Source organism: Kitasatospora sp. MAP12-44 (assembly GCF_029892095.1).
Taxonomy (GTDB): domain Bacteria; phylum Actinomycetota; class Actinomycetes; order Streptomycetales; family Streptomycetaceae; genus Kitasatospora.
Map to the genome: position 1 here is coordinate 5,463,572 of NZ_JARZAE010000004.1, position 20,914 is coordinate 5,484,485.

Below are 20,914 nucleotides of genomic sequence, written 5' to 3' on the forward strand. Positions count from 1 at the left end.
TACGGATGAACCTGCTGCTCGCCGAGGTGGCCCAGGCCACCCAGCGGTTGGCCGCGGCCGGCGTGCCGTCGCCGCGCTTCGACGCGGAGGAACTCGCCGCACACATCCACCACGTCAAGCGCAGCCAGCTGCACACGGTCAAGGACGCCGACTTCGACGCCCGGTACTGGGAGGCGGTCTCGCGCCGTGAGGCGCGCGAGCCGCTGCAGCACATCACCGGGCGGGCCTTCTTCCGCTACCTGGAGCTGGAGGTCGGCCCCGGTGTCTTCGTGCCGCGCCCGGAGACCGAGTCGGTCGTGGAGTGGGCGATAGACGCGGTGCGTGACATGGACGTCGCCGAGCCGCTGGTGGTCGACCTGTGCAGCGGGTCCGGCGCGATCGCGCTGGCGCTGGCCCAGGAGCTGCCGCGCAGCACCGTGCACGCCTTCGAGCTGGACGAGGGCGCGCTCACGTACACCCGGCGCAACATCGAGGCCAGCTCCGACCGCGCCCGGGTCACCCTGCATGCCGGCGACGCCACCCGGGCCTTCGCGGACGACCGCTCCTGGGACGGCCGCTTCGACCTGGTGATCAGCAACCCGCCGTACATCCCGCTCACCGAGTGGGAGTACGTCGCGCCCGAGGCCCGCGACCACGACCCGCAGATGTCGCTGTTCTCCGGCGAGGACGGTCTGGACGTCATCCGCGGCATCGAGCGGGTGGCGGCGCGGCTGCTGCGCCCGGGTGGCGCCGTGGTGATCGAGCACGCGGACACCCAGGGCGGCCAGGTGCCCTGGATCTTCAACGAAGAGGGCGGCTGGACGGACACCGCCGACCACCGCGACCTGAACAACCGGCCGCGCTTCACTACTGCGCGCAAGGCCCAGCTGTGACCGACATGAGCCGTTTCGGAAGGGGACCGCACCGATGAGCCGCCGCTATGACTGTGCCGACGCAGGCGACCGTGCGACCGGGCTGCGCGAGGCCGCCTCGGCGATCCGCCGGGGCGAGCTGGTGGTGCTGCCGACCGACACCGTCTACGGGATCGGCGCGGACGCCTTCAACCCGGAGGCGGTGGCCGCCCTGCTGGCCGCCAAGGGCCGCGGCCGCAATATGCCCTCCCCGGTGCTGGTCGGCTCCCCGACCACGCTGCACGGCCTGGTCACCGACTTCTCCGAGCGCGCCTGGGAGCTGGTCGACGCCTTCTGGCCCGGCGGCCTGACCCTGGTGGCCCGTCACCAGCCCTCGCTGCGCTGGGACCTGGGCGAGACCCGGGGCACCGTCGCGGTCCGGATGCCGCTGCACCCGGTCGCCATCGAGCTGCTGAACGCCACCGGTCCGCTCGCCGTCTCCAGCGCCAACAAGTCCGGCCAGAGCGCCCCGGCCGACTGCGAGGATGCCGAGTACCAGCTGGGCGACTCCGTGGCGATCTACCTGGACGGCGGCAAGGCCGAGCACGGGCAGGCCTCCACCATCGTCGACGTCACCGGGAAGGTGCCCGTCCTGCTGCGCGCCGGCGCGGTCAGCATCGAGCAGCTGAGGGAGGTCGTACCCGACCTGGAGGCCGGCAGTTGACGGCCGGACTCTACGCGGGCCTGCACCCCGGCCACGCCCCCGGTCAGGCTCCCGGCGCCGCCTCCTACGTCGCGGTGACGCCCCGCCCGGCCGACAGCTTCCGGATCCTCTTCGTCTGCACCGGCAACGTCTGCCGCTCGCCGATAGCCGAGCGGCTGACCCGGCATGAGCTGGACGCCCGGCTGAGCGAGCGGCTGGCCGGGCGGGTCGTGGTGGAGAGCGCGGGCACCTGGGGCCACGAGGGCGCGCCGATGGAGGCGCACGCCGCCACCGTGCTCGGCGAGTACGGCGTGGACAGCGGCGGCTTCGCCGGCCGCGAGCTGCTGGACGAGCACGTGGTCGACGCCGACCTGGTGCTCACCTTCACGCTCGACCACCGCGCCCAGGTGATCTCGATGGGCCACGCGGCGGGCCTGCGCACCTTCACGCTGCTGGAGTTCACCCGACTGGTGCGCTCGATAGACCCGGCCACCCTGCCGGACCCGCGCGACGGCGCCGACGTCACCGAGCGGGCCCGCGCGCTGGTCCGCGCGGCCGCCGCGCTGCGCGGCTGGCTGCTGGCCGCCAGCCCCGAGGCGGACGAGGTGGTCGACCCGTACGGCGCGCCGATCGGGATGTTCCGCAACTGCGGCGAGGAGATATTCGACGCTCTCGACCCGGTGGTCACCGCCCTGACGGGCGTACCGGCTCCGCGTCGGCAGGACGGCTCGACGGTGCCGTCCTAGGCTGGATGCCACCGCCGTAGCCCGGGAGCATCGCCATGACCGTCACCGATGCCGTACACGGATCCTCGATCGAGGCGGGGCGTCACTGGGAGCCCTCCCGGACGCTTCGCGAGGCCGACCCCGAGATCGCCGACCTGCTGCTCGCGGAGGCGCAGCGGCGCGCGGGCAGCCTGCAGCTGCTGGCCGGCGAGAACCTGGCCACCGCGGCGGTGCTGGACGCCCTGGCGGGTCCGCTGGTGGACAAGTACGCCGAGGGATACCCGGGCCACCGCCACCACACCGGCTGCGCGCTGGCGGACGCCACCGAGCTGCTGGCGATCGAGCGGGCGCAGCGGCTGTTCGGCGCCGAGCACGCCAACGTCCAGCCCCGCTCCGGCACTTCGGCGATGCTGGCGGCCTACGCGGCGCTGCTGAAGCCGGGCGATGTGGTGCTGGCGATGTCGCTGGAGCACGGCGGCCACCTCTCCTGCGGTTCGACCGCCAACTTCTCCGGGCGCTGGTTCCAGTTCGTCGGCTACGGGGTGCGCGAGAGCGACGGCCTGGTCGACCTCGACCAGGTCCGCGACCTGGCCAGGCTGCACCGGCCGAAGGCGATCATCGCCGGTTCGATCTCCTATCCGCGGCACCTGGACTGGCCGGCCTTCCGGGCGATCGCGGACGAGGTGGACGCCTATCTGATCGCCACCTCCGCACAGACCATCGGACTGGTGGCCGGGGGAGTGGCGCCCTCGCCGGTCGGTTACGCGGACATCACCGTCGCGGCCACCCACAAGCTGCTGCGCGGACCGCGCGGCGGGCTGCTGCTGTGCACGGCCGAGCTGGCCGGCCGGGTGGACCGCGCGGTCTTCCCGTTCACCCAGGGCGGCGCGGCGATGAACGAGGTGGCCGCCAAGGCGGTCGCGTTCGCGCAGGCGGGCACGCCGGAGTTCGGTGCGTACACCCGGCGCGCGGTGGACGGCGCGCGCGCCCTTGCAGCGGCCCTCCAGCGGGCCGGCGCGCGCCCGTTGACCGGCGGCACCGATACCCACCTGGTCACCGCCGACGTGAGCCCGCTGGGCGTCAGCGGGGCCGAGGCGGAGCGCCGCTGCGCGGCCGCCGGTCTGATGCTCGGAAAATGCGCTCTTCCGTACGATCCGGCGCCGGCCGCGGAGACCTCCGGAATCCGCCTGGGCACCGGGGCGACGGCCGCGATGGGGATGGGCGAAGGCGAGCTCGCCGAGGTCGGAGAGCTGATCGGCCGCCTGCTCGGCGGCCCCGCCGACCCCCGGATCGCCGCCCGCGTGCGCCGCCTGGCGGAGGACTTCGGGGCGGTCCGGCACCGCTAGCGCGAACCGCGATGCACGCGGCACTCGTCCGACTCAATAAGGTGTGGTCCGTGGCAACACACCTCGAACCCCGGACAAGTGCGGGAGTACCTTTCGTACTCACCCGTCGGCGCGCGCGGAAGGAGGTCGGCGATGCGTGAGTACCTGCTCGTGCTCTTCTGCACGGCCGCCGTGACCTACCTGCTGACCGGGCCGGTACGGAAGTTCGCGATCCTCGCCGGCGCGATGCCGCCGGTCCGCGCCCGTGACGTGCACCGCGAGCCGACCCCGCGCCTGGGCGGCATCGCGATGTTCGGCGGGCTCTGCGCCGGGCTCCTGGTGGCCTCCCAACTCACCAATCTGAGCAAGGTGTTCACGGACGACCCGTCCGACATCCGGGCCCTGCTGTCCGGCGTCGGGATCATGTGGGTGCTGGGCGTGCTGGACGACAAGTGGGGCGTCGACGCGCTGGTGAAGCTGGGCGGTCAGATGATCGCCGCCGGGGTGATGGTCTACCAGGGCATCACGGTGATCTCGATCCCGGTGCCGGGCGTCGGCCCGGTCGCGCTGACCCCGACCCAGGGCATGGTCATCTCGGTCACCCTGGTCGTGGTGATGGTCAACGCGGTCAACTTCATCGACGGTCTGGACGGCCTGGCCGGCGGCATGGTCTGCATCGCCGCGATGGCGTTCTTCCTGTACTCCTACCGCCTCTGGTACGGCTACGGGATCAGCGAGGCGGCGCCCGCGGTGCTGTTCAGCGCGGTGCTGATCGGGATGTGCCTGGGGTTCCTGCCGCACAACCTGCACCCCGCCCGGATCTTCATGGGCGACTCCGGCTCGATGATGCTGGGCCTGATGCTGGCGGTCTCGGCGATCTCGGTCACCGGCCGCGTCGACCCGGACCTGATCACCGCGCAGACCGGCGGCTCGCAGACCGCCACCACACACATCCTGGTGCCGATCTACATCCCGCTGCTGCTGCCGCTGACCGTGATCGCGCTGCCGCTGGCGGACCTGCTGCTGGCCGTGGTGCGGCGCACCTGGGCGGGCCGCTCGCCGTTCGCCGCCGACAAGCAGCACCTGCACCACCGCCTGCTGGAGGTCGGCCACTCGCACAGCCGAGCCGTGCTGATCATGTACTTCTGGGCCGCGCTGTTCGCCTTCGGCACGGTGGCCTTCTCGGTCACCCACACCGGCCGCACGTTCGTGCTGGCGTGTGCCGGGCTCTGCCTGATCGGCATCGTGGTGCTGCTGATGCCGCGGTTCCGGCCGAAGACCCCGACGGCCGCGGAACCGTTCGTGCCGCCGCGCTACCGCCGGCTCACCGGCCGCAGCGCCGGCCAGGCCGTCCCGGCGGTGCGCGCCGAGGAGGCGCCGGTCGAGCTCTCGATGGCCGACCAGGAGCTGCTGGGCCGGCTGGGCAGCGGCGCGACCGCCGCCGGCGAACCGCGCAACCACTGACCGCACTCTTCTGACGGAACGGCAACTCCCGTACGCTGAATGGCTCCACTCGTCCGGCGGCACCCTTGGGCCGACGGTGTGACAGGTACCACACGTTCATGGTAAAGCTCTCATCAAATAGTTTGTGATACCGTTCACGAGTACCGAGAACAAGCCGAAAGACCCAGTGGTGGAGGACTTACGTCCCCAGTGGGTCATCTTCGAAGAGCAGTGCCATCCCAGCCCCGCTCGTGGCAGATCAACTCGGTCCGGTGTTCCCCCACCGTTGCGCCACCCTGTTCTCGCTTGGATTCCCCCGTCCTCGACATGCCGCCGGAGTTGCCGACATGCCGTCCCACGACGCCCGGATCATCCGCGGCGCCGCGATCCCCACTGCGGTCGCTGGAGCCGTCGCCATTGCGATCTCGACCGCGGTCGTGGGGAGCAAGGGGCTGATCGGCGCACTCTTCGCGGTGCTGCTGGTGATGGGCTTCTTCAGCTTCGGCCAGGTCGCTCTCGACCGGCTGACCAGGAACAACCCGCAGATGATGATGGCTGCCGGTCTGCTGGTCTACACGACGCAGATCCTGCTGGTGGCGATCGTTCTGGCGATCTTCAAGAACACCTCGCTCTTCGACACCAGGGTGTTCGGCTTCACGCTGCTCGGCTGCGCGCTGATCTGGACAGCGGGCCAGGTTCGGGCGGCTCTCAAGGCCAAGACCCTCTACGTGCAGACCGAGTCCGGTGACAAGCCGTCGGACTCGGAGCGTCAACAGTGACCCCCGCCTGTCGTCCCCCTCACGAGGGGGGCGGTGTTTATGCGGTCCTGACAGGCTGCTATCGTCCGTCGCAACAATGGAGTACGGGAAGCGGCCAGGTCCCTTCGAGCGGTGCAGCTCAACCGCACGGACGGATCGCCCCCCGGACTCGCGCAGTCTTGATAGATCCCGCGCCGGTGCTCGGCACCGACGCGCAGGGTCCACGAGAATCCCAACAAGATCCAGTGCCGCACCGTGGCCGCAGGCCGCGCCGACACACCGAGGTTGCCGTAACCATGCGTCACGACGAAGGAGTCCGTGGTGAGTGCTGACCAGCTCACGCAGCATCTTGCCTCCGGCAGCTGCCACCTGTTCGACGCAGGCTGCGGTTTCCCGGCCCCCGGCCTGAACGAGTTCCAGTTCAACCCGATCTTCACGGTCGCCGGCGTCGGCTTCAACAAGCCGATGCTGCTGTCGATGGTGGCCGCGCTGCTGGTGATCGTCTTCTTCTGGGTCGCCTTCGCGAAGCCGAAGGTGCTCCCGGGCAAGCTCCAGCTGGTCGGTGAGATCGGGTACGACTTCGTCAAGCGAAGCATCGTGCTCGACACCATCGGCAAGAAGGGCGAGAAGTACGTCCCGATGATGGTCTCGATGTTCTTCTTCATCTGGATGATGAACATCATGTCGGTCATCCCGTTCGCCCAGTTCCCGGTGACCGCGGTGATCGCGTACCCGGCGGGCCTGGCGGCCGTCGTGTGGGTCACGTACATGACCCTGACGTTCAAGAAGCACGGCTTCGTCGGCGGTCTGAAGAACCTCTGCTGGCCGTCGGGCATCCCCGGCTGGGTCATGTTCATCCTGGTGCCGATCGAGTTCTTCTCGAACATCTTCGTGCGCCCCTTCACGCTCGCGGTCCGAGCCTTCGCGAACATGTTCGCCGGCCACCTGCTGATCGTGATGTTCTCCATCGCCTCCTGGTACCTGCTGAGCCCGAGCATCGGCGCGCTGTACGCCGGTACGTCCTTCGCGGTGACCCTCGGTCTGACCGCGTTCGAGCTCCTGGTCCAGTTCCTGCAGGCCTACATCCTGGTGATGCTGGCCAGCAGCTACATCGCCGGTGCCCTCGAAGAGTCGCACTGAGCCCGGGCCGGTAACGGCCCCCACGAACCATCCCCGAAGCACCCCGCTTGACCGGTGGCCAATCACCGCCGGTTCACCACCCTGCAAAGGACACCTGCAATGAGCATCCTCGCTACGGGCAATGTCTACGGTTCCGTCGCCTCCATCGGCTACGGTCTCGCCGCGATCGGCCCCGGCATCGGTGTTGGTCTGATCTTCGGCAACGGCGTCCAGGCGATGGCCCGTCAGCCCGAGGCTGCCGGCCTGATCCGCTCGAACATGTTCATCGGCTTCGCGCTGACCGAGGCGCTCGCGCTCATCGGCATCGTTATGCCGTTCGTCTTCGGCAACAAGTAATCCTGCCGTAGCCCCACCGGACGGAAGGTCCAGATATGTTGCTCACGCACATTGCGGCGGCGTCAGCGGACTTCAATCCGCTCGTGCCCAAGACGCCCGAGCTCATCATCGGCCTGATCTGCTTCTTCGTGGTCTTCGGCCTGCTCGGCAAGAAGCTCCTCCCCAGCATCGAGACGGTGCTGGCGGAGCGTCGGGACATGATCGAGGGCGGTATGGAGCGCGCCCAGGCCGCTCAGGCCGAGGCGCAGGCCCTGCTTGAGCAGTACCGCGCCGAGCTCGCCGAGGCTCGTCACGAGGCTGCTCGGATCACCGAGCACTCCCGCGAGCAGGGCGCTGCCCTGATCGTCGAGATGCGCGAGGAGGGCCAGCGTCAGCGCGAGGCCATCGTCGCGGCCGGCCACGCGCAGATCGAGGCCGACAAGAAGCAGGCGACTGCCGCCCTGCGCCAGGACGTGGGTTCGCTTGCTTCGCAGCTCGCGTCCCGCATCGTGGGTGAGTCCCTGGAGGACTCCGCCCGGCAGAGCGGCGTGATCGACCGCTTCCTGGACGACCTGGAGGCCAAGGCCGCCGTTGCCCAGGGGACGTCGAAGTGATCGGCGCGAGCCGTGAGGCGCTGGCCGCCGGCCGGGAGAACCTCGAGAGCCTGACCGACAACACTTCGGTGGACGCGGCCAAGCTCGCCGAGGAACTCGCCTCCGTCACGGACCTGCTGGACCGCGAGGTCTCGCTGCGCCGCGTGCTGACCGACCCCTCGCGGTCCGGTCAGGACAAGGCCGGGCTGGTGGGCTCGCTGCTGGCCGGTCAGGTCTCCGGCGAGACGATCGACCTGGTCTCCGGCCTGGTCCGGTCCCGCTGGTCGGGCGCGCGCGACCTGGTCGACTCGGTCGAGCAGCTGTCCGCGTACGCCGAGGTCATCGCCGCCGACAAGGCCGGCAAGCTGGACGACCTCGAGGACGAGCTGTTCCGCTTCGGCCGGGTCGTCAGCGGCTCGCACGAGCTGCGTTCCGGGCTGACCGAGCCGAAGGCCGGCACCGCCGCCAAGGCGGCGCTGGTCAAGAAGCTGCTCGGCGGCCGGGCTCTGCCGGCCACCGTCCGGCTGGTCACCTCGCTGGTCAGCAAGCCCCGTGGTCGTAGCCTGGACCAGGGCCTGGAGTCCTACTCCAAGCTCGCCGCGGACCGCCGCGACCGCGTGGTGGCCCTGGTCACCACCGCGGTTCCGCTCAGCGACACCCAGCGGGCACGCCTCGAAGGCGCGCTCGGTCGGCTGTACGGGCGCGCGGTGCTCCTGAACATCGACGTCGACCCCACGGTCGTCGGCGGTGTCCGGGTGCAGATCGGTGACGAGATCATCGACGGCACCGTGTCGAGCCGCCTTGAGGGTGCTCGCCAGGCCCTCGAAAGCTGAGCTTCGCGCCCAGCAACCCCTCGGCCCTCCGAGTCGGAGAGCTGGATACATCCGACCCTCGGTCGGGCGCCGGTCCCACCCACGGGACAGCCGGCACATACGTACGGCCGGTCCAACAGCACCGGCCGAGGATCGAATACTTGCGGCCCTCCACGGGCGGGCCGAGGATCGCAACCTAGGAGAGCAGGGAAGCCTGATGGCGGAGCTTACGATCCGGCCGGAGGAGATCCGGGACGCGCTGGCCGATTTCGTCCAGTCGTACCAGCCGGACGCCGCCTCGCGTGAAGAGGTCGGCACGGTCACTGAGGCCATGGACGGCATTGCCAAGGTCGAGGGTCTGCCCTCGGTCATGGCGAACGAGCTGCTGAAGTTCGAGGACGGCACGCTCGGCCTCGCGCTGAACCTCGACACCCGCGAGATCGGTGTCGTCATCCTCGGCGAGTTCAGCGGCATCGAGGAGGGTCAGACGGTGCACCGCACCGGCGAGGTCCTCTCCGTGCCGGTCGGCGAGGGCTACCTCGGCCGCGTCGTGGACCCGCTGGGCAACCCGATCGACGGCCTGGGCGACATCGCCTCCAGCGGCCGTCGCGCCCTTGAGCTGCAGGCGCCCGGCGTCATGGTCCGCAAGTCGGTCCACGAGCCGATGCAGACCGGCATCAAGGCCATCGACGCGATGACCCCGATCGGCCGCGGTCAGCGTCAGCTGATCATCGGCGACCGCCAGACCGGCAAGACCGCGGTGGCTGTCGACACGATCATCAACCAGCGTGACAACTGGCGCTCCGGCGACCCGAAGAAGCAGGTTCGCTGCATCTACGTCGCCATCGGCCAGAAGGGCTCCACCATCGCCTCGGTGCGTGGCGCCCTGGAGGAGGCCGGCGCGCTGGAGTACACCACCATCGTGGCTGCTCCCGCCTCCGACCCCGCGGGCTTCAAGTACCTCGCCCCGTACACCGGTTCGGCCATCGGCCAGGAGTGGATGTACGACGGCAAGCACGTCCTCATCATCTTCGACGACCTGTCGAAGCAGGCCGAGGCGTACCGCTCCGTGTCGCTGCTGCTGCGCCGTCCGCCGGGCCGCGAGGCCTACCCGGGTGACGTCTTCTACCTGCACTCCCGCCTGCTGGAGCGCTGCGCGAAGCTCTCCGACGAGCTGGGCGCGGGCTCGATGACCGGTCTGCCGATCATCGAGACCAAGGCGAACGACGTCTCGGCGTACATCCCGACCAACGTCATCTCGATCACCGACGGCCAGTGCTTCCTGGAGTCCGACCTGTTCAACGCCGGCATCCGCCCGGCCGTGAACGTCGGTATCTCGGTCTCCCGCGTCGGTGGCTCGGCCCAGATCAAGGCGATGAAGTCGGTCGCCGGTCGTCTGCGCCTGGACCTGGCCCAGTACCGCGAGCTGGAGGCGTTCGCCGCCTTCGGTTCCGACCTGGACGCCGCGTCGAAGGCCCAGCTGGAGCGCGGTGCGCGCATGGTCGAGCTGCTCAAGCAGGGCCAGTACCAGCCGTTCCCGGTCGAGGAGCAGGTCGTCTCCATCTGGGCCGGTACCACCGGCAAGCTGGACGACGTCCCGGTCGCCGACATCCGTCGCTTCGAGCGCGAGTTCCTCGACTTCCTGCGGATCGAGCACAAGCCGGTCCTCAGCGGCATCGTGGAGACCTCGAAGCTGGAGGACGGCACGGTCGACGCCCTGACCGAGGCGATCACGGCCTTCAAGCTGGGCTTCACGACGGCTGACGGCAAGCTGCTCTCCGAGCAGGCCTGAGTCCGGTAGCGAGGGAAAGGACGTAACGACCCATGGGAGCACAGCTTCGGGTCTACAAGCGCCGGATCCGCTCTGTCACCGCGACGAAGAAGATCACCAAGGCGATGGAGATGATCTCCGCGTCGCGCATCGTCAAGGCGCAGCGCGCGGTGGCCGCCTCCACTCCGTACGCCGATGAGCTGACGCGGGCGGTGACGGCGGTGGCCACCCGGTCCAACGCCAAGCACCCGCTCACCACCGAGAACCCGACGGCCACCCGCGCCGCGGTCCTGCTGATCACGGCGGACCGCGGCCTGGCCGGCGGCTACTCGTCCAACGCCATCAAGGCCGCGGTCGTTCTGAGCGAGCGACTGCGGGCCGAGGGCAAGGACGTGGTGACGTACATCGTCGGACGCAAGGGCGTCTCGTACTACAACTTCCGCAACCTGCCGGTGGCGAAGTCGTGGACGGGCTTCTCGGACCAGCCGACGTACGGCGATGCCAAGATGGTCGCGGCCGACCTCATCGAGGCGTTCACGACCGCCACCGCCGAGGGCGGGGTGGACGAACTCCACCTCGTCTCCACCAAGTTCGAGTCCATGCTGACTCAGACCCCGGTGGACGCCAGGCTGCTGCCGCTGAAGCTGGACGAGGTCCAGCTCAGCGACGACCGCCCGGCGAAGGCGGAGATCTTCCCGCTGTACGACTTCGAGCCGTCGGCGGAGGGCGTCCTCGACGCGCTCCTGCCGCGCTACGTCGAGAGCCGGATCTACAACGCGCTGCTGCAGTCGGCCGCCTCGGAGCACGCCGCACGCCGGCGCGCGATGAAGAGCGCGACCGACAACGCGGAAGAGCTCATCAAGTCGCTCAAGCGGCTTGCCAACTCGGCCCGACAGGCCGAGATCACCCAGGAAATCAGCGAGATCATCGGTGGGGCCAACGCCCTCGCCGACGCTAACGCGGGGAGTGAATAAGACATGACCACCACTGTTGAGACGGCGACGGGCCGCGTCGCGCGGGTCATCGGCCCGGTCGTCGACGTGGAGTTCCCCGTCGACGCGATCCCGCACATGTACAACGCGCTGAAGCTCGAGGTCGCTGCGACCGACGGCGGCGCCGCGAAGACGCTCACCCTTGAGGTCGCCCAGCACCTCGGCGACGGCCTGGTCCGCGGCATCTCGATGCAGCAGACCGACGGCGTCGTGCGTGGCACCCCGGTGCGCGACACCGGCAAGGCCATCGAGGTCCCGGTCGGCCAGATCACCAAGGGCAAGGTCTTCAACGCCCTCGGCGAGGTGCTGAACACCGACCAGGCCGAGTTCGACAAGCAGGTCGAGGTCCGCTGGCCGATCCACCGCAAGGCTCCTGAGTTCAAGGACCTTGAGTCGAAGACCGAGATGTTCGAGACCGGCATCAAGGTCATCGACCTGCTCACCCCGTACGTCCAGGGTGGCAAGATCGGCCTGTTCGGTGGCGCCGGTGTCGGCAAGACCGTCCTCATCCAGGAGATGATCTACCGCGTCGCCGAGAACTTCGGTGGTGTGTCGGTCTTCGCCGGTGTCGGCGAGCGCACCCGTGAGGGCAACGACCTCATCCACGAGATGGTCGACTCGGGCGTTCTGGACAAGACCGCGCTGGTCTTCGGCCAGATGGACGAGCCGCCGGGCACCCGCCTGCGCGTCGCCCTGTCCGCTCTGACGATGGCGGAGTACTTCCGTGACGTCGAGCAGCAGGACGTTCTGCTCTTCATCGACAACATCTTCCGGTTCACCCAGGCCGGTTCCGAGGTGTCGACCCTGCTCGGCCGGATGCCCTCCGCGGTGGGTTACCAGCCGAACCTGGCCGACGAGATGGGCCTCCTGCAGGAGCGCATCACCTCGACCCGCGGTCACTCGATCACCTCGATGCAGGCGATCTACGTCCCCGCGGACGACCTGACCGACCCGGCCCCGGCCACCACCTTCGCCCACCTCGACGCGACGACGGTTCTCTCCCGTCCGATCTCCGAGAAGGGCATCTACCCGGCCGTGGACCCGCTGGACTCGACGTCCCGCATCCTGGACCCGCGCTACATCGCGCAGGACCACTACGACACGGCCATCCGTATCAAGGGGATCCTGCAGAAGTACAAGGACCTCCAGGACATCATCGCGATCCTCGGCATCGACGAGCTGGGCGAGGAGGACAAGCTCACCGTCCACCGTGCCCGTCGGATCGAGCGCTTCCTCTCGCAGAACACCTACGTGGCGAAGCAGTTCACCGGTGTCGAGGGCTCGACCGTGCCGCTGGCCGAGACGATCGAGGCCTTCAACCGCATCGCGGACGGCAAGTACGACTCCGTCCCGGAGCAGGCCTTCTTCATGTGCGGTGGCATCGAGGACCTCGAGAAGAACGCCGCGGAGCTCGCGAAGAAGTAGTCCGGCCGGCTGACAGGCCGACCGACCGCGAGGGGTGGTCCCCAACCCTGGGGGCCACCCTTCGTGGCACGGTGGCTGTGATTCCGGTCATCTCCGCGCTCTTGGTTTCATCTCCGGGGCGCGGGCCCGTTATTCTTACCGAAACTGCCGAGTTGCTCGGGGGTTTCAAGAGCTTAGGAGCCCACGTTGGCTGAGCTGCACGTCGAGCTGGTCGCAGCCGACCGCAAGGTGTGGTCCGGTGCGGCCACCATCGTTGTCGCCCGTACGGCCTCCGGTGACGTCGGCATCATGCCGGGCCACACCCCGGTGCTGAGCGTGCTGGAGTCCGGCCCGGTCACCATCCGCACGACCGATGGCGGCACCGTCATCGCCGCCGTGCACGGTGGCTTCATCTCGTTCGCCGACAACAAGGTGTCCCTCCTCGCGGAGATCGCCGAGCTGGCGGACGAGATCGATGTGACCCGCGCGGAGCGCGCGCTGGAGCTCGCGAAGAGCGAGAGCGACGCGCACGCCGAGCGCCGCGCCGAGGTCCGCCTCGTCGCGGCCGGCCGCAAGGTCGCCTGAACGAAGCATCACGATCCGGCTGCCGGGTCGGACGGTCCCGGGGACGCGCGAGCGTGACCCCGGGACCGTCGTATCAGTTGGTAGGGACAGACCGGTCGTTCGATACGACTGACCGGCAACGGGGAACGCGCGTCAGCGAGGAGGTCGGTGAGCATGGTCCTCGCCCTAGTGGTGTGCGCGGCGGTCGTTGCTCTGGGGGTGATCGGCCTGGTCGCGTTCGCCGTACGGCGCCGGATCATCCAGCGGGTCGGCGGCACATTCGACTGCAGCTACCGGCTCAAAATGCCGGCCGACGCCTCGACGACACCCGATCTCGACGAGAACGGACAACCCACCTCAGCCCCGGTCCCCGCGACCGACGGCAAGGGGTGGGTTTTTGGTATCGGCCGCTACAGCGGTGACCACATCGAGTGGTTCCGGGTCTTCTCCTACGCCCCCCGCCCCCGCAAGATCCTCCCGCGCCGCGAGATCGAGGTCCTCGGCCGCCGCTACCCCGAGGGCCAGGAAGAGCTGGCCCTGCTCTCCGGCTCCGTCGTCCTGCGCTGCCTCCACAACGGCGCCCCCCTCGAACTGGCGATGAGCGACGACGCCCTCACCGGCTTCCTCGCCTGGCTGGAAGCAGCCCCCCCGGGACAGCGGGTCAACGTCGCGTAGCGACGGTCGCTCGTTCGAGTGGAGGGTGCCGATTTCCCTCCGTGTGCGCAGCGTGTCTCCGTAGCGTGTGCGGCATTGGTTGTGCCCAACCGTGCTGCCGCCCACACTGGACGGAGGAGGTGTGTTCTTGATGACCGCTGTCGCGTCTGAACCCGAGCTCGACCTTGATCTCGACGAGGGGCCCAGCCTGGACGAAGTCCTGTGGCAGGCCTGGCTCGCACTCGAACTCCCCGAGGGCTATCACGCCGAGATCGTCGAGGAGCTCATCGAAGTGTCACCCACTGGACGTCTCAGCCACGGTCAGGCCTCCGGCAGGCTTCGTCGCGCCCTGGACGCCTACCTGTCAGGCGGCGAGTGGTGTGCGCATAACGACATCAACGTGCTGCACGGCCAGAAGGTCTTCATCCCCGATGTCTTCGTCGCTCCCGAGGATCTGGACGAGATTGCTTCTCCCGAGGGCATGGGCGTGGACGCGACCCGGGTCGACCTGGTCGCCGAGGTGGTATCCCCGGGCCGCGCTGCGCGTGAGCGGGACCTGGAGCGCAAGCGCCGGGCCTACGCGCGGGCCGGGATCCCGGTCTACGTGATCATCGACGAGCGGGACGGCGTCGGCCACGTCACCGTGCTCACCAAGCCTGTCCCGAAGAAGGCCGTCTACGAGGCCTCCGTCCGGGTCCCCTACGGCATCGACGTCACCATCGCGGAGGGCCCCGCGAAGGGATTTGTGATCGGGGTCTCCATCACCGGTAAGCCGCGCGAGGTCTGAGTAGGCTTCACCGCATGGTCAACCTCACCCGTATCTACACCCGTACCGGCGACGACGGCACCACCGCGCTCGGTGACATGAGCCGTACGACGAAGACCGATCCCCGGCTGATCGCCTATGCCGACAGTAACGAGGCCAATGCGGCGATCGGGGTCGCGATCGCGGCCGGTGCGCTGCCGGCGGATGTGTCGGCGGTGCTGACGCGGATTCAGAACGACCTCTTCGACGTCGGCGCGGACCTCGCCACCCCCGTGGTGGAGGACCCCAAGTACCCGCCGCTGCGGGTGCTGCAGAGCTACGTCGACCGGCTGGAAGCCGACTGCGACCACTACCTGGAGCAGCTGGAGAAGCTGCGCAGCTTCATCCTCCCGGGGGGCACCGCAGGGGCCGCGTACCTGCACCTGGCCTGCACCGTGGTGCGGCGGGCCGAGCGGTCCACCTGGGCGGCGATCGAGGTGCACGGGGACAGCGTCAACCCGCTGACCGCGAAGTACCTCAACCGGCTCTCGGACCTGCTGTTCATCCTGGCCCGCGCGGCCAACAAGGAGCAGGGCGACGTGCTCTGGGTGCCGGGCGAGAACCGCTGACGGACCCGCAGGCGGCTCAGTCGGGCTGCAGCGTCCACGGCAGCACGAACCACAGAACGGCGAAGACCGCCGAGGTGACCGCCGTGACCGCGACGGCGGGCCAGTGGCCGAGGACGACGTCGGTGACCAGCAGCACCGCGCCGTTCAGCGCGACGGCGAGGATCACCAGGCCGATCACCGCGAGGCGGGAGGAGACGCGGACGATCCGGCGCTTGTACCCGCGGTGGAAGAGCGCGCGGTGCACCGCAACCGGCGTCGCCAGCACGGCGGATGCCAGCACGGTGAGCAGCAGCGTGGTGATGTAGGTGTCGCGCTGGAAGTCGTCCAACTCCGGGAAGCGGCTGGTGAACGCCACGCCCAGCAGGAACGCGAAGACGATCTGCACCCCGGTCTGGATCACCCGCAGCTCCTGGAGCAGTTCCACCAGGTTGCGGTCGGCCCGCTCGTCGGGTGTCTCGTGTCGCACCAGCCGCGCCTCGGGATCCGGCTCGGGAGCCGGCTCGGGATCGGGCGCTGGATCGGGCTCGTTCACCATGGCGCCCATTCTTCCCGGCCGACGCAGATCACACCCGCCGGTAGCCCCACGCGGCGGCCCGGGGCACTACAGTCCGAGCCGTGAGCGGCGCGGCTCCGGCGGGTGACCCCTGTCCTGAGTCGGCCTCAGGACAGGATGCCGGGAGAGCAGCCATGAGCAACGTACCCACTCAGACTCAAGCGATCGCCGTGATCGGCGCCGGCCTCATGGGCGCGGGCATCGCGCAGGTGTCCGCGCAGGCCGGCCACCCGGTGGTGCTGCGGGACGTCACCGAGCAGGCGCTGCAGCGGGGTCTTGACGGCATCAAGGCGAGCTACGAGAAGTTCGTCTCCAAGGGCAAGTTGACGGCCGACGAGGCCACCGCGGCGCTGGGCCGGATCACCACCACCACGGACCTGGGCGCGATCGCCGGGGCCGACATCGTGATCGAGGCGGTCTTCGAGCAGCTGGAGGTCAAGGAGGGCGTCTTCCGCGAGCTGGACAAGCTCGCCAAGGACGGCGCGGTGCTGGCCAGCAACACCTCGGCCATCCCGATCACCCGGATCGCCGCCGCCACCGAGCGGCCGGAGAGCGTGGTGGGCGTGCACTTCTTCTCCCCGGTGCCGCTGATGAAGCTGGTCGAGCTGGTGCGCGGTTACAAGACCAGTGACCAGGCGCTGGCCACCGCCCGGGCGTTCGCCGAGGGTGTCGGCAAGGAGGTCGTGGTGGTCAACCGCGACGTGGCGGGCTTCATCACCACCCGTCTGATCACCGCGCTGGTGGTGGAGGCGGCCAAGCTGTACGAGTCGGGCGTGGCCAGCGCCGAGGACATCGACACCGCCTGCCGGCTGGGCTTCGGCCACCCCATGGGCCCGCTGCAGACCGCGGACCTGACCGGCGTCGACATCCTGCTGCACGCCGCGCACAACATCTACGCGGAGACCAAGGACGAGAAGTTCGCGGCTCCCGAGGTGATGGCCCGGATGGTGACCGCCGGAGACCTCGGTCGCAAGAGCGGCCGCGGCTTCTACCCGTACGCGTAGGACGTGTCCCAGCCGTGCCCCGCAGGCGGGTGAGCTTGCTCACGACACCGGCTCAGATGGGTGATTTGCGCGGTAATCGAGCGTGAGCGCCAGGGGCTACTGCGTATATTCCCTCGGACGAGTGAAGTTGCTTCGGATCCGACCGGGAGCAGCAACCTGGACCGCTGGTTCGGCGTCAGATGGTGGGGGTGCCATCCGCCTGGACCGGCGGTCCCGCACGGGGTACCCGCTTGAAGTGCCCTGATGGGCGATGAGGTGTCCCGACGGCCCGTGGAGGAGGACAGCGTGAGCATCTTTGAGATCCGGCCCTGCACGGGCGGACACCCGGCCGGACACCCCGGCGGCCACGCTGTCCTCGCGGTCGAGGGCCGGCTGGACGTGCGGACCGCCGCCGACGCGCGGGCCCGGCTGCACCAGGCCGTCGACGGCGGCGCCGGTGACCTGGTGCTGGACCTCGGCGGCCTGGAGTTCTGGGACGCCACCGGGCTCGGCGTGATCATGGGGACGCACCGGCGGGCCGGGCGGCTGGGACGGCGGCTGGTGCTGCGCTCCGTCCCGCCGCAGCTGCAGCGGCTGCTGGTGGCGACCCGGCTGCACCGGATCCTGGCGGTGGAGGGAGTGGTCGCCGATCCGCTCGGCTCGACCCTGGCCGCTCTCGCCCCCGCAGCGGTGCAGTCCGTGGCGGCTCCGTTGCACTGAGTCCGCTCGCCCGGGCCGTCCCGTGTGACGGAAGGGACCGTAGCTGCACAGTGGGGCACGAGTGTGCGAGAGTCTGCCTCCAGCGGCTGTGGAGCGCACACCTGTGCCCGCGGCCCGACCGGTCAAGCAGCCCGGCGGCCTCGGGGTCGCGCGGTGGAGCACAGGCGGAGCGAATCGTGGGACAGCCATCCGGGGATTTCAGTCAGGAGAACCTGCGCGTACGGGCGGGCACGCTGGTCTCCGGGCGGTACCTGGTGACCGTCGGCGGCCCGGACGGGTCGGACGTCCAGCCGTGCCCGTCCGAACGGTGGCCCGCGTCCCAGCTGCTGGCGGCCGACGCGCAGCGCCCGGGCGGGCGCACCGCGCTGGGTCCGGGTCCGAGCCCGGCGGTCGGCCCGCTGGCGTTGGGTGCCGGACCGGGGGACCTGCCGCTGCTCGACCGTGAGACCGAGGTCGCCGAGTTGCTCGGCAAGCTCGCCGAGGGGCGCTCGATCCGGCTGGTCGCAGAGCAGGGCTCCGGTTGCAGTGCACTGCTCTCGGCAGTCGTCGAAGGGGCGGGCGAGATCGCGCCGCACGGCGTCATCCAGCTCAGCGGCCACCGCAAGACCGCCGCGGACCTGCTCCAGGATCTCTTCGCGGCCACCCACAAGGCCCCCGACTACCGACCCGACCGCAGCCAACTGCCCGGGCTGCTGGCCCGGGTGGGCGCCGTCGTGGTGATCGACGAGGTGGCGTCGGACGGGGCCGAGCTGGAGGAGCTGCTCGCCACCGCGCCGGAGTGCGCCTTCCTGATCTGCGCGGCGCCCGGCTCCGGCGGGGTGCTGCCGGTCGGCTCCCGCCTGGAGGACCACCAGGTCGGCGGCCTCTCCCGGACCGCCTGCCTGGCGCTCACCGCCCGGCTGGCCGGTCGGCCGCTGGACGCCGCCGAGCTCGCCTGGGCGATCGACCTCTGGTTCGAGTCGGAGGGCCTGCCGCTGCGCTTCGTCCAGGCGGCGGCGCTGCTGCGCCAGCGCGACATCGAGGTGGACGCGCTGATCGCCGCGGACGAGGACCGGCGCAGCGTCTTCGGCGACCACGCCGAGGCCGCCGACGAGGACGACCCGAACGTCGACCCGGCCGTCCGGGAGGCCGAGCTGCGAGCGGCCCTGCCGCTGCCCTCGCTGGCCGAGAGCGCCGCCCCGGCCCGCCGGTTGGCCGAGGGGCTCAGCGAGCCCGCACAGGCCGTCCTGAGGCTCTCACTGGCCCTCGGTGGCGAGTGTCCGACCGCCCCGCACCTGCCGGCCCTGATCCAGGTCGACCACGGCGAGAGCGCACTGCGCGAGCTGGCCGACCGCGGGCTCGCCGAGACCGTCGGCGGCCACCACCGGCTCACCGTCGGCGTGTTGGAGTCGCTGGCGGCGGACTGGCCGCCGCTGGACAGCGTGCACGGCGCGGCCCGGCACTTCTCCTGGTGGGTCGGCCACGGCTCGGTGACGCCTGAGCAGATCGCCGCCGAGGCCGAGGTGGTGATCGGTGCTCTGGAGGCCGACCGCGCCGCCGGCCGGACCGACGCGGTGCTCAGGCTGGCCCGGGCGGCGGCTCCCGCGCTCGCGCTGACGCTGCGCTGGGGCGCCTGGCGCCAGGTGCTCGAACTGGGCGCGAGCGTCGCGCGGCAGACCGGTCAGCGGCGCGACGAGGCGTGGTTCCAGCACGAGTTGGGGGTGTACTGGCTCTGCGTCGCGGAGCTGGAGCAGGCCTACACGGCCCTGCAGGCCGCCCGGGTCCTGCGCAACGCCCCGGGGGAGGCCCGGGGCCTCGCCGCCACCCACCGGCTGCTGGCACTCCTGCAGGACGAGGCGCGGCCGCCGGCCGCCCTGGAGGCCGAGACCCAGTTGGTGCGACGCCCCGTCATCCGGGTGCTGGCCGAGCGTTCGCTGCGCTCCGCGCGGGTGCCGGTGAGCGTGCTGCGCGGCTGGTCGCGGCGGAGCGTGCTGATCGCCTCGGGCGCTCTGCTGGCGCTCGGCGTGCTGGGCACCGCGGTGGGTCTGAGCGTCGCGGGCCCCGACGGCCCGAGCGGCGTCCAGCCGGGCGGGAACTCGGACGGCACCGGGCTGACCGGTGGCGCCGGGCTCAGCGGCGGCACCTCGGGCGGGCTCGCCTCGCCGACCGCCGGGCTCAGCTCGGCCCCCGTGGCCCCCTCGACGAGCGCCAGCACCGCCGCGAGCGCCAGCCCGAGCGCGAGCACCGCCCGGACGACCGCCCGGCGCACCACGGCGCCCAGCGACAGCGCCTCCCCGACGGGCGCGCCGACCACTGACTCGCCCGCCCCCACGACCAGCTCGGCACCGGCGCCGACCCACACCACGCCGCCGCCGGTGCCCACCACCACGAAGGCGAGCCCCCCGCCGCCGCCGAGCACCACGCCCCCGAGCACCACGCCCCCGCCGCCGACCACGCCGCCCCCGACCAGCGCCAGTTCGACGTCCTAGAACAGCTTGAGCTTGTCCCCGTCGATGCCGCGCAGCTCGTCGTAGTCCAGCACCAGGCAGCCGATGCCCCGGTCGGTGGCCAGCACGCGGGCCTGCGGCTTGATCTCCTGCGCGGCGAAGACACCCTTCACCGGGGCGAGCAGCGGGTCGCGGTTGAGCAGTTCGAGGTAGCGGGTGAGCTGCTCCACGCCGTCGATCTCGCCGCGGCGCTTGATCTCCACCGCGACCGTGGCGCCGTCGGCGTCCCGGCACAGGATGTCCACCGGGCCGATTGGGGTGGGGTACTCGCGGCGGACCAGCGACCAGCCGGTGCCCAGCACCTCCATCCGGTCGGCGAGCAGCTCCTGGAGGTGCGCCTCGACGCCGTCCTTGATCAGCCCGGGGTCGATCCCGAGCTCGTGCGAGGAGTCGTGCAGCACCTCCTCCAGCGTGATGATCAGCTTCTCGCCGGCCTTGTTGACGACGGTCCACGTCCCGTCGGCCTGCTTGAGCGTGCAGGGCGGGGACATCCAGTTGAGCGGCTTGTAGGCACGGTCGTCGGCATGAATGCTGACGCTGCCGTCGGCCTTGACCAGGATCAGCCTGGTGGCGGACGGCAGATGGGCGGAGAGCCGACCGGCGTAGTCGACTGAACAACGGGCGATGACGAGACGCATGGGGGCAAGCCTAGGCGCTCGCGGGAGTCGTCAGGGCCCGGTCACGCAAGGTGAGTGGACGCGGACAGCCGGTGGGTTGGCATGCGCAGCGCACCCGGGGTCCGGCGTGAGATTCCCGGCATCCAGGGCCC

Annotated in this window: 22 protein-coding genes; 20 read left to right on the forward strand and 2 right to left on the reverse strand. The window is 70.3% G+C overall.

The window, feature by feature from the left end; genetic code table 11:
• Positions 1-5 precede the first annotated feature (5 nt).
• From prmC to P3T34_RS25360, 17 genes are all read left to right on the forward strand, one after another.
• The gene (gene prmC, locus P3T34_RS25280; RefSeq protein ID WP_280668332.1) at positions 6-872 is read left to right on the forward strand and encodes a peptide chain release factor N(5)-glutamine methyltransferase; all 867 of its coding nucleotides are present in this window, start codon (positions 6-8) and stop codon (positions 870-872) included.
• Between the two features lie 34 nt (positions 873-906).
• Positions 907-1,554 carry an L-threonylcarbamoyladenylate synthase gene (locus P3T34_RS25285; protein WP_280668333.1) on the forward strand — a complete coding sequence of 216 codons (648 nt, stop codon included), beginning with the start codon at positions 907-909 and terminating at the stop codon, positions 1,552-1,554.
• Positions 1,555-1,628: 74 nt separating this feature from the next.
• Entirely contained in the window at positions 1,629-2,279 is a 651-nt protein-coding gene (locus P3T34_RS25290) for a protein-tyrosine-phosphatase (RefSeq protein ID WP_280672375.1), read from the forward strand.
• 35 nt (positions 2,280-2,314) lie between these two features.
• On the forward strand, positions 2,315-3,604 hold the full coding sequence (locus tag P3T34_RS25295) for a serine hydroxymethyltransferase (RefSeq protein WP_280668334.1): 1,290 nt from the start codon (positions 2,315-2,317) through the stop codon (positions 3,602-3,604).
• Between the two features lie 132 nt (positions 3,605-3,736).
• Positions 3,737-5,047 carry an MraY family glycosyltransferase gene (locus tag P3T34_RS25300; RefSeq protein ID WP_280668335.1) on the forward strand — a complete coding sequence of 437 codons (1,311 nt, stop codon included), beginning with the start codon at positions 3,737-3,739 and terminating at the stop codon, positions 5,045-5,047.
• Between the two features lie 326 nt (positions 5,048-5,373).
• Positions 5,374-5,805, forward strand: a complete 432-nt coding sequence (locus P3T34_RS25305) for a hypothetical protein (RefSeq protein WP_280668336.1) — start codon at positions 5,374-5,376, stop codon at positions 5,803-5,805.
• A 300-nt stretch (positions 5,806-6,105) separates the two neighbouring features.
• Positions 6,106-6,924 carry a F0F1 ATP synthase subunit A gene (gene atpB, locus P3T34_RS25310; RefSeq protein ID WP_280668337.1) on the forward strand — a complete coding sequence of 273 codons (819 nt, stop codon included), beginning with the start codon at positions 6,106-6,108 and terminating at the stop codon, positions 6,922-6,924.
• A 99-nt stretch (positions 6,925-7,023) separates the two neighbouring features.
• Positions 7,024-7,260 (forward strand): ATP synthase F0 subunit C, encoded by a 237-nt coding sequence (gene atpE / locus P3T34_RS25315; RefSeq protein WP_280668338.1) that lies wholly within the window; start codon positions 7,024-7,026, stop codon positions 7,258-7,260.
• 35 nt (positions 7,261-7,295) lie between these two features.
• Entirely contained in the window at positions 7,296-7,853 is a 558-nt protein-coding gene (locus P3T34_RS25320; RefSeq protein WP_280668339.1) for a F0F1 ATP synthase subunit B, read from the forward strand.
• A complete protein-coding gene (locus tag P3T34_RS25325) occupies positions 7,850-8,665 on the forward strand; it encodes a F0F1 ATP synthase subunit delta (RefSeq protein WP_280668340.1) in 816 nt (271 codons plus the stop codon). The genes P3T34_RS25320 and P3T34_RS25325 overlap by 4 nt, the downstream gene beginning before the upstream one ends.
• 196 nt (positions 8,666-8,861) lie before the next feature.
• Positions 8,862-10,436 carry a F0F1 ATP synthase subunit alpha gene (gene atpA, locus P3T34_RS25330; RefSeq protein WP_280668341.1) on the forward strand — a complete coding sequence of 525 codons (1,575 nt, stop codon included), beginning with the start codon at positions 8,862-8,864 and terminating at the stop codon, positions 10,434-10,436.
• 32 nt (positions 10,437-10,468) lie between these two features.
• Positions 10,469-11,389, forward strand: a complete 921-nt coding sequence (locus tag P3T34_RS25335; RefSeq protein ID WP_280668342.1) for a F0F1 ATP synthase subunit gamma — start codon at positions 10,469-10,471, stop codon at positions 11,387-11,389.
• 3 nt (positions 11,390-11,392) lie between these two features.
• On the forward strand, positions 11,393-12,832 hold the full coding sequence (gene atpD, locus P3T34_RS25340) for a F0F1 ATP synthase subunit beta (protein ID WP_280668343.1): 1,440 nt from the start codon (positions 11,393-11,395) through the stop codon (positions 12,830-12,832).
• A gap of 186 nt (positions 12,833-13,018) precedes the next feature.
• Positions 13,019-13,396, forward strand: a complete 378-nt coding sequence (locus P3T34_RS25345) for a F0F1 ATP synthase subunit epsilon (RefSeq protein ID WP_280668344.1) — start codon at positions 13,019-13,021, stop codon at positions 13,394-13,396.
• Positions 13,397-13,549: 153 nt separating this feature from the next.
• Positions 13,550-14,050, forward strand: coding sequence for a DUF2550 domain-containing protein (locus tag P3T34_RS25350; RefSeq protein ID WP_280668345.1), 501 nt, complete (start codon positions 13,550-13,552; stop codon positions 14,048-14,050).
• A gap of 130 nt (positions 14,051-14,180) precedes the next feature.
• Positions 14,181-14,816 (forward strand): Uma2 family endonuclease, encoded by a 636-nt coding sequence (locus P3T34_RS25355; protein ID WP_280668346.1) that lies wholly within the window; start codon positions 14,181-14,183, stop codon positions 14,814-14,816.
• Positions 14,817-14,830: 14 nt separating this feature from the next.
• On the forward strand, positions 14,831-15,403 hold the full coding sequence (locus P3T34_RS25360; protein WP_280668347.1) for a cob(I)yrinic acid a,c-diamide adenosyltransferase: 573 nt from the start codon (positions 14,831-14,833) through the stop codon (positions 15,401-15,403).
• 16 nt (positions 15,404-15,419) lie between these two features.
• Here the strand turns inward: P3T34_RS25360 and P3T34_RS25365 are convergent, their stop codons facing one another.
• The gene (locus P3T34_RS25365) at positions 15,420-15,938 is read right to left on the reverse strand and encodes a DUF6328 family protein (RefSeq protein WP_280668348.1); all 519 of its coding nucleotides are present in this window, start codon (positions 15,936-15,938) and stop codon (positions 15,420-15,422) included.
• Between the two features lie 152 nt (positions 15,939-16,090).
• On the opposite strand from P3T34_RS25365, the gene P3T34_RS25370 reads away from it, so the two are divergent.
• The 3 genes from P3T34_RS25370 to P3T34_RS25380 all read left to right on the forward strand — a co-directional run bounded on the left by P3T34_RS25370 (position 16,091) and on the right by P3T34_RS25380 (position 20,127).
• A complete protein-coding gene (locus P3T34_RS25370) occupies positions 16,091-16,960 on the forward strand; it encodes a 3-hydroxyacyl-CoA dehydrogenase family protein (RefSeq protein WP_280668349.1) in 870 nt (289 codons plus the stop codon).
• Between the two features lie 300 nt (positions 16,961-17,260).
• On the forward strand, positions 17,261-17,659 hold the full coding sequence (locus P3T34_RS25375) for an STAS domain-containing protein (RefSeq protein WP_280672377.1): 399 nt from the start codon (positions 17,261-17,263) through the stop codon (positions 17,657-17,659).
• Between the two features lie 176 nt (positions 17,660-17,835).
• On the forward strand, positions 17,836-20,127 hold the full coding sequence (locus tag P3T34_RS25380) for an ATP-binding protein (protein WP_280668350.1): 2,292 nt from the start codon (positions 17,836-17,838) through the stop codon (positions 20,125-20,127).
• Here P3T34_RS25380 and nucS read toward each other — a convergent pair.
• Positions 20,124-20,783, reverse strand: a complete 660-nt coding sequence (gene nucS, locus P3T34_RS25385) for an endonuclease NucS (RefSeq protein ID WP_280668351.1) — start codon at positions 20,781-20,783, stop codon at positions 20,124-20,126. The genes P3T34_RS25380 and nucS overlap by 4 nt on opposite strands.
• Positions 20,784-20,914 lie beyond the last annotated feature (131 nt).

Bases quoted from the DNA above. Each gene is read 5' to 3' on its own strand.
- prmC (WP_280668332.1), top strand. From the start codon at position 6: ATGAACCTGCTGCTCGCCGAGGTGGCCCAGGCCACCCAGCGGTTGGCC.
- P3T34_RS25300 (WP_280668335.1), top strand. From the start codon at position 3,737: ATGCGTGAGTACCTGCTCGTGCTCTTCTGCACGGCCGCCGTGACCTAC.
- P3T34_RS25350 (WP_280668345.1), top strand. From the start codon at position 13,550: ATGGTCCTCGCCCTAGTGGTGTGCGCGGCGGTCGTTGCTCTGGGGGTG.
- P3T34_RS25285 (WP_280668333.1), top strand. From the start codon at position 907: ATGAGCCGCCGCTATGACTGTGCCGACGCAGGCGACCGTGCGACCGGG.
- atpE (WP_280668338.1), top strand. From the start codon at position 7,024: ATGAGCATCCTCGCTACGGGCAATGTCTACGGTTCCGTCGCCTCCATC.
- P3T34_RS25370 (WP_280668349.1), top strand. From the start codon at position 16,091: ATGAGCAACGTACCCACTCAGACTCAAGCGATCGCCGTGATCGGCGCC.
- atpD (WP_280668343.1), top strand. From the start codon at position 11,393: ATGACCACCACTGTTGAGACGGCGACGGGCCGCGTCGCGCGGGTCATC.
- P3T34_RS25365 (WP_280668348.1), bottom strand. From the start codon at position 15,938: ATGGTGAACGAGCCCGATCCAGCGCCCGATCCCGAGCCGGCTCCCGAG.
- P3T34_RS25320 (WP_280668339.1), top strand. From the start codon at position 7,296: ATGTTGCTCACGCACATTGCGGCGGCGTCAGCGGACTTCAATCCGCTC.
- P3T34_RS25305 (WP_280668336.1), top strand. From the start codon at position 5,374: ATGCCGTCCCACGACGCCCGGATCATCCGCGGCGCCGCGATCCCCACT.
- P3T34_RS25295 (WP_280668334.1), top strand. From the start codon at position 2,315: ATGACCGTCACCGATGCCGTACACGGATCCTCGATCGAGGCGGGGCGT.
- P3T34_RS25355 (WP_280668346.1), top strand. From the start codon at position 14,181: ATGACCGCTGTCGCGTCTGAACCCGAGCTCGACCTTGATCTCGACGAG.
- nucS (WP_280668351.1), bottom strand. From the start codon at position 20,783: ATGCGTCTCGTCATCGCCCGTTGTTCAGTCGACTACGCCGGTCGGCTC.
- atpA (WP_280668341.1), top strand. From the start codon at position 8,862: ATGGCGGAGCTTACGATCCGGCCGGAGGAGATCCGGGACGCGCTGGCC.
- P3T34_RS25335 (WP_280668342.1), top strand. From the start codon at position 10,469: ATGGGAGCACAGCTTCGGGTCTACAAGCGCCGGATCCGCTCTGTCACC.
- P3T34_RS25360 (WP_280668347.1), top strand. From the start codon at position 14,831: ATGGTCAACCTCACCCGTATCTACACCCGTACCGGCGACGACGGCACC.